Raw genomic sequence first — 6,787 nt, 5'->3', positions numbered from 1 at the left:
ATCGACAGGCGTCGTTAGCACGCGCTTTCGATGTGGATGTCAGGGAGATATCTCCAAACGAAGTCAAGGAGATGTATCCGCATCTTAACATAAGGGATGTGGTCGGCGCGGTGCATCTGCCGCTCGACGGTCAATGCGATCCGGCCAACATTGCGATGGCCTTGGCAAAAGGGGCTCGCCAGCGCGGCGCGAAGATTGTCGAAAACGTCAAGGTAACGAATATTCTCAAAAAGAATGGCCGCGTCGCGGGCGTGTCATGGACTAAAGGCGAAGAACAGGGCACGATCGAGACGGACGTGGTGATCAATTGTGCCGGCATGTGGGCACGCGATCTTGCTGCCATGTCGGGCGTCACTGTGCCGCTGCACGCGTGCGAACACTTCTATCTCGTCACCGAAGCGATTGAAGGGCTGGGACGGCTGCCGGTATTGCGTGTTCCCGATGAATGCGCCTACTACAAGGAGGACGCCGGCAAGATGATGCTTGGCGCCTTTGAGCCGGTCGCCAAGCCCTGGGGCATGAATGGCATTTCCGAAGATTTCTGTTTTGACCAGTTGCCGGAAGACTTCGAACATTTCGAACCGATCCTCGAAATGGGCGTCAACCGCATGCCGATGCTGGGTACTGCCGGTATCCATACATTCTTCAACGGCCCGGAAAGCTTTACGCCCGATGACCGCTATTATCTCGGCGAAGCGCCTGAGCTCGGCGGCTACTGGGTCGCGGCCGGATATAATTCGATCGGCATTGTCTCATCCGGCGGTGCCGGTATGGCGCTGGCGCAATGGATCCATGATGGCGAAGCACCGTTCGATCTCTGGGAAGTCGATATCCGCCGTGCCCAGCCATTCCAGAAGAACCGGCGCTATTTGAAGGAGAGGGTCTCGGAGACGCTCGGTCTGCTTTATGCCGATCACTTTCCTTATCGGCAGATGGCGACATCGCGTAATGTGCGCCGTTCGCCCATTCACGAGCACCTGAAACAACGGGGCGCTGTGTTTGGCGAGGTGGCAGGTTGGGAACGCGCCAATTGGTTCGCCAAGGAAGGGCAGGAACGCGAGTATCGCTATTCCTGGAAGCGGCAGAACTGGTTCGACAACCAGCGGGATGAGCATCTTGCCGTACGCAACGGGGTTGGCCTGTTCGACATGACCTCATTCGGCAAGATACGCATCGAGGGCCGTGATGCCTTGGCGTTTCTGCAAAAGCTTTGCGCCAACGAGCTCGATGTCGAGCCCGGCCGCATCGTCTATACCCAGATGCTGAACAATCGTGGCGGGATCGAGAGCGATTTGACGATCACGCGCCTGTCGGAGACAGCCTTCCTCGCCGTCGTTCCCGGCGCGACGCTGCAGCGCGATCTTGCCTGGATGCGCAAACATCTCAAAGATGAATTCGTCGTCATTACCGATGCGACCGCTGCGGAATCCGTACTTTGCTTGATGGGGCCGAAATCACGCGAGCTGATCCGGAAGATCAGCCCGAACGACTTGTGCAACGAAGCCAATCCCTTTGGTACGGCGCGCGAGATCGAAATCGGCATGGGGCTCGCACGGGCGCATCGCGTGACCTATGTCGGCGAACTTGGCTGGGAACTCTATGTCTCGACGGACCAGGCGGCACATGTTTTCGAAACCATCGAAGAAGCCGGCAGGGATATTGGTCTCAAGCTGTGCGGCCTGCATACACTCGACTCGTGTCGCATTGAGAAGGCGTTCCGGCATTTCGGTCACGATATCACCGACGAGGACCATGTGCTGGAGGCGGGGCTCGGTTTCGCTGTGAAGGCGGACAAGGGCGACTTCATCGGCCGCGATGCAGTGTTAGCGAAGATGGAATCCGGGCTAGATCGAAGGTTGGTGCAGTTCCGCCTGAGCGATCCCGAACCGCTGCTCTTCCACAATGAGGCTATCGTTCGCGATGGTGAAATCGTTGGCACCATCACGTCGGGCAATTACGGCCACCATCTCGGCGGCGCCATCGGTCTAGGCTACGTCGCCAGCAAGGGCGAAAATCCTGGCCAGGTTCTGGGCTCGAGCTACGAAATTGAAATTGCCGGTGTGCGCGTGAAAGCTGAGGCTTCGCTGAAGCCAATGTATGATCCAAAGGCCGAACGAGTACGGATGTGAAACTGGCCGGATTTGATCCGGCCAGGTCAATAACTCAATTCATGCTCGTCAAGACCGTCTCGAACTGCTCCAGAGCCCAGTCGATCTGGTCACGCTTGATGACGAGTGGCGGTGCGATGCGGATCGTATCGCCATGGGTATCTTTGGCGAGAATACCGCGCTCCTTCAGTTGGTAGCAGAAGCGGTTCGCGCCGCCGGCTTCCGGATGCAATTCGACCGCCAGCATCAAACCCCGACCGCGCACTTCGCGCACGATGTTGCTACGAATGCCCTTCAACTGCTGCAGGAAATATTCGCCTTCTATGCGGGAATTCTCGATCATGTTTTCTTCGGTCAGAACGCGCAGCGCAGCGCGTGCGATGGCGCAAGCCAGCGGGTTACCGCCGAAGGTGCTGCCGTGCTGGCCGGGCTTGAGAACGCCGAGGACATCACTGTTTGAAAGCACTGCCGACACGGGATAGAAACCGCCGGACAGAGCCTTGCCGATCAGCGTCACATCGGCTTCGATACCTTCGTGCGCTTCAGCCAGCAAGGCGCCAGTACGGCCAAGGCCGGTCTGGATCTCATCGAGAATGAGCGTGACGTTGTTTTCCGTGCAAAGTTCGCGCACCTTGGCGAAATAGCCCTTGGGCGGAATGATTACGCCGGCTTCGCCCTGGATTGGTTCAACCAGGAACCCGACTGTGTTGGGTGTCAGTGCAGCCGCGAATGCATCGATGTCGCCGAAGGGAACAATCTTGAAGCCTGGCGCGAAGGGCCCGAAATTGTCGCGTGCCGATGGATCGGTGCTGAAACCAACGATACCCATGGTGCGGCCATGGAAATTGTCCGAACAGACGATGATTTCTGCAGCGTTTGCAGGCACGCCCTTGACCTCATAGCCCCATTTGCGCACGGCTTTGATTGCGGTCTCGACAGCTTCCGCGCCGCTGTTCATCGGCAGGATCTTATGTGAGCCTGTCAATGCGGCGAGCTCTTCGTAGAACAATGCCAGCTGGTCGTTGCGGAAGGCGCGCGAGGTCAGCGTCAGCTTGCCGGCCTGCTCGGTCATTGCCTTCAGAATCTTTGGGTGGCAATGACCCTGGTTGACAGCCGAATAGGCGGAGAGGCAATCCAGATAGCGATTGCCTTCAATATCCCAAACATACACGCCTTCGCCGCGCTCCAGCACCACGTCGAGCGGCTTGTAGTTATGCGCCCCAAGGCGGGATTCTGTTGAAATCAGGTCAGCGGCCGTGTGCAGCAAAGTATCCTCCTATTGCCGAATTCATACGTTCAGAGCGGCTGCGCTCTGGTCAGAGAGGGTGGGTTTGTCGAAAATTTGCCGGCCAAACAGGCTGGCGACAAGATCGACGAGGAGCAGGGCACTCTTGCCGCGCTCGTCCAGGAATGGGTTAAGCTCAACGACGTCCAGCGAACCGACGACGCCGGAATCATGCAGCATTTCCATGACGAGATGCGCTTCGCGATAAGTCGCGCCGCCAGGAACGGTCGTTCCGACGCCGGGTGCGAGTGAGGGATCGATGAAGTCGACGTCAAAACTGACATGCAGAATACCATTGGCCTTTTGCACGCGCTCGATGATGCGGCGCATCAGCTTGGCGACGCCGAACTCGTCGATCTGGCGCATGTCGATGACATCGATACCACGTTCACGCAGAAGCACACGCTCGGTCGAGTCGATTGAGCGAATTCCAAAAAGATGCAGGTTTTCCGGCTTGACGAAACCATGCGGCTCATCGCCCAAGACACCTTCAAGACCAGGTTCACGGCACAGCAGCGCAGCTGACATGCCATGCATGTTGCCGGAAGGCGAGGTGGTAGGCGTGTTGAAATCGGAATGGGCATCAAGCCAAAGCACGAAGAGTTCGCGGTTGTGCTCTTCACAATAGCGGGCAACACCGCTGACCGAACCCATGGAGAGGCTATGGTCGCCGCCGAGTATGACCGGGAAGCTGCCGCTCCTCATCGCCTCGTAGGTCTCGGCACTCAACATGCGCGACCACGCGGCAATTTTCTCGATTTGATGCGCGAGGCCCGCGACGGGCGGTACAATCGGCAGTTCCTTTGGCAGACGCAGATCGCCGCGATCTTCGAGCGGATGGCCAAGTTCTTCGAGCGTCCGGATCAGGCCAGCCGTCCGCAGGGCTGCAGGCCCCATTAGTGCGCCTAGCCGGCCTGCGCCTTCCTCGATGGGTGCGCCAACAATGGTCAGCTTCTGCTTATGAGTGTCTTCGAAATTGCCTTGCATGTTCATCAACAACCGCCACTTTCGCGTTTGAATGGTCCAGGATCTGAAAAACAGAATATCACGTTTCGACCTTGATATTGGCACTTCGACGCGGTGACAAAAAGACAGCATCCTGATAGAAATGCGCATATTGATGCGCAGTTTGCTCAATCAGATTGATCAGATTGGAAGATAATGGATGACGTAGACCGTAAATTGCTATCCTTGCTGCGAGATGACTGCCGGATGCCAGTTTCTTCCATGGCGACGGTCCTAGGTATCTCTCGCGCCACGGTGCGCACCCGGATCGACAAGCTGACCACAGACGGAACGATTCAAGGGTTCACGGTCACACTAAAGGCCGGTGCCGGCATCTACGGTGTGCGTGCTGTTGCCATGGTGGAAGTCGCAGGGCAAGCCGCGGAAAAGGTGGTTAGACGATTGCAGGGTTTTCCCGAAATCCGGGCGCTCCATACGACCAATGGCCGCTGGGATATCGTCGCTGAAATCGAGGTGGAGACGCTGGAGGCCTTCGATCGGACGTTGCGCGACATCCGGCATATTGACGGAATCACCTCGACAGAGACAAGTATCCTTCTATCGACCCGCAAGAGCGGATAGTCTCGTCGGTCGAAAGGGAGGTCGATGCTTGCACATTCGTGAGATTCCATGGCTGGAGCCCGTCGAGGCCGCTGAACGGTTGCGACCGCTTGGCGGATTGGGCTTTCTTGACAGTGCCATGCGTCACGATCAGCTTGGCCAATACTCCTATGTGGCCGCTGATCCTTTTGGCAAACTGGTTGTGGAGGATGGCGTTGCAAGCTGGAACGGCGTCGGGCTCGACTGGCGGCCTCTAGATGCAGTCTCGCATTATCTCGGTCTCTATCGTCTGAGTGATCGACCGGGAGTTCCTCCGTTCCAGGGCGGAGCCATCGGCTATTTCTCCTACGAGTTCGGTCGGCTGCTGGAGCGGTTGCCGAAACCCGACGTTCCCGCTCATGGATCGATGCCGGACGCCGCCTGGTATTTCTACGACGTTATCCTCGCGTTTGATCATCTTGCCCGAAAGGCTTGGCTCATTTCTTCGGGCCTGCCGGAAGCGGACGGCATTGCGCAGGATAGGAAAAGCCACGAGCGAGCCGAATTGTTTTCGGGCCATCTTCACAAGCAATTTGGAGACGTGTCGTCCCAAAAGGAATCTGATTGCAGAATTCCGAGAGCTTCATGGCGGTCCAATTTTGACCGCGACTCATACATGCAAGCCGTTGCCAAAGTGGTGGAATACATTCTGGACGGGGATATTTTCCAGGCCAATATCGCCCAGCGCTTTATCGCCGATTTGCCGATAGGCTTTGCCCCATGGCGGTTCTACAAATCTCTTCGCAAGAGAAATGCTGCGACTTTTGCGGCTTATCTGGATCATGGCGATATCGTCGTCGCCTCCAGTTCTCCCGAGCGCTTCCTGTCGGTACGGGGCGATCAGGTCGAGACAAGGCCGATCAAGGGCACAGTGCCAAGGTCTGCAGATCCAAATGAAGACAAGAGACTAGCCGATATACTTCTCAAATCGGAGAAGGATCGTGCGGAAAACCTGATGATCGTCGACCTGATGCGCAACGACCTTTCGCGCGTCTGCCGCCCGCATTCAGTACTGACGCCCGTGCTGTGCGGTCTCGAATCCTATGCGAGCGTGCATCATCTGGTCTCGGTGGTTACCGGCCGGCTGGAAGAGGGAAAATCCCTGAGGGATTTGATCCGGGCGGCTTTCCCAGGCGGTTCGATTACCGGCGCCCCAAAACTGCGAGCCATGGAGATCATCACCGAAATTGAACACGAAGCGCGGGGCATCTATTGCGGTTCCATCGGCTTCATCGGGTTCAATGGCAACTTCGACAGCAATATCGGCATACGTACGGTGCGGATTCAGGGCGGCAAAGCGGTATTCCAGGCAGGCGGCGGCATTACGGCTTTGTCGGACCCCGCAGCGGAGTATCAGGAAACGCTCGATAAAGCGGCGCGTATCTTTGCGGTCTTTGATCAGGGGGATGTGTCATGATCCTGATCATCGACAATTACGATTCCTTTGTCTTCACCGTGGCGCGCTATTTCGCGGAACTTGGCGCGGAAACACAGGTCGTGCGAAACGATGCGATCTCCGCCGCGGATGTCGAACGGTTGGCGCCGGAAGCGATAGTGCTTTCGCCTGGTCCCTGCGGGCCGCGCGAAGCTGGCCAGTCAATGAGTATCATTGAGACATTGAGCGGGCAGGTTCCGATGCTCGGCATCTGCCTTGGTCACCAATGCATCGGAGAGGTTTTTGGCGGTGAGGTCGTTCGCGCAAGGGAGCCGATGCATGGTCGCTCCTCGGCGATCAATCACGACGGAAGCGGTGTCTTCAAGGGTCTGCCAAGTCCGTTCCGGGCAGGGC

General features: G+C 57.4%; 6 protein-coding genes. 4 read left to right on the top strand and 2 right to left on the bottom strand.

Annotated features, from left to right (window positions below):
- On the top strand, positions 1-2,129 hold a 2,129-nt coding region (locus AAAC48_RS13665), incomplete at its 5' end, for an FAD-dependent oxidoreductase (RefSeq protein WP_340654699.1).
- 34 nt (positions 2,130-2,163) lie between these two features.
- On the opposite strand, the gene rocD is transcribed toward AAAC48_RS13665, so the two are convergent.
- Together rocD and rocF are read right to left on the bottom strand one after the other, a co-directional pair.
- Positions 2,164-3,372 (bottom strand): ornithine--oxo-acid transaminase, encoded by a 1,209-nt coding sequence (gene rocD / locus AAAC48_RS13660; protein WP_340654700.1) that lies wholly within the window; start codon positions 3,370-3,372, stop codon positions 2,164-2,166.
- A gap of 24 nt (positions 3,373-3,396) precedes the next feature.
- Positions 3,397-4,386: an arginase gene (gene rocF, locus AAAC48_RS13655; RefSeq protein ID WP_340654698.1), complete on the bottom strand. Its 990-nt coding sequence runs from the start codon at positions 4,384-4,386 to the stop codon at positions 3,397-3,399.
- Between the two features lie 168 nt (positions 4,387-4,554).
- Between rocF and AAAC48_RS13650 the strand changes: the two genes are divergently transcribed.
- The 3 genes from AAAC48_RS13650 to AAAC48_RS13640 form a co-directional block, all read left to right on the top strand.
- Positions 4,555-4,980 carry an Lrp/AsnC family transcriptional regulator gene (locus tag AAAC48_RS13650; RefSeq protein ID WP_340654697.1) on the top strand — a complete coding sequence of 142 codons (426 nt, stop codon included), beginning with the start codon at positions 4,555-4,557 and terminating at the stop codon, positions 4,978-4,980.
- A gap of 28 nt (positions 4,981-5,008) precedes the next feature.
- Complete coding sequence (gene pabB / locus AAAC48_RS13645; RefSeq protein WP_340654696.1) at positions 5,009-6,415, top strand: aminodeoxychorismate synthase component I; 1,407 nt, start codon at positions 5,009-5,011, stop codon at positions 6,413-6,415.
- On the top strand, positions 6,412-6,787 hold a 376-nt coding region (locus AAAC48_RS13640), incomplete at its 3' end, for an aminodeoxychorismate/anthranilate synthase component II (protein ID WP_340654695.1). The genes pabB and AAAC48_RS13640, both read left to right, overlap by 4 nt.

The organism is Phyllobacterium sp., from assembly GCF_037994405.1.
Taxonomy (GTDB): domain Bacteria; phylum Pseudomonadota; class Alphaproteobacteria; order Rhizobiales; family Rhizobiaceae; genus Phyllobacterium.
The sequence above is the reverse complement of the archived record's forward strand: the minus strand, read 5'-3'. Positions and strand labels throughout refer to the sequence as shown.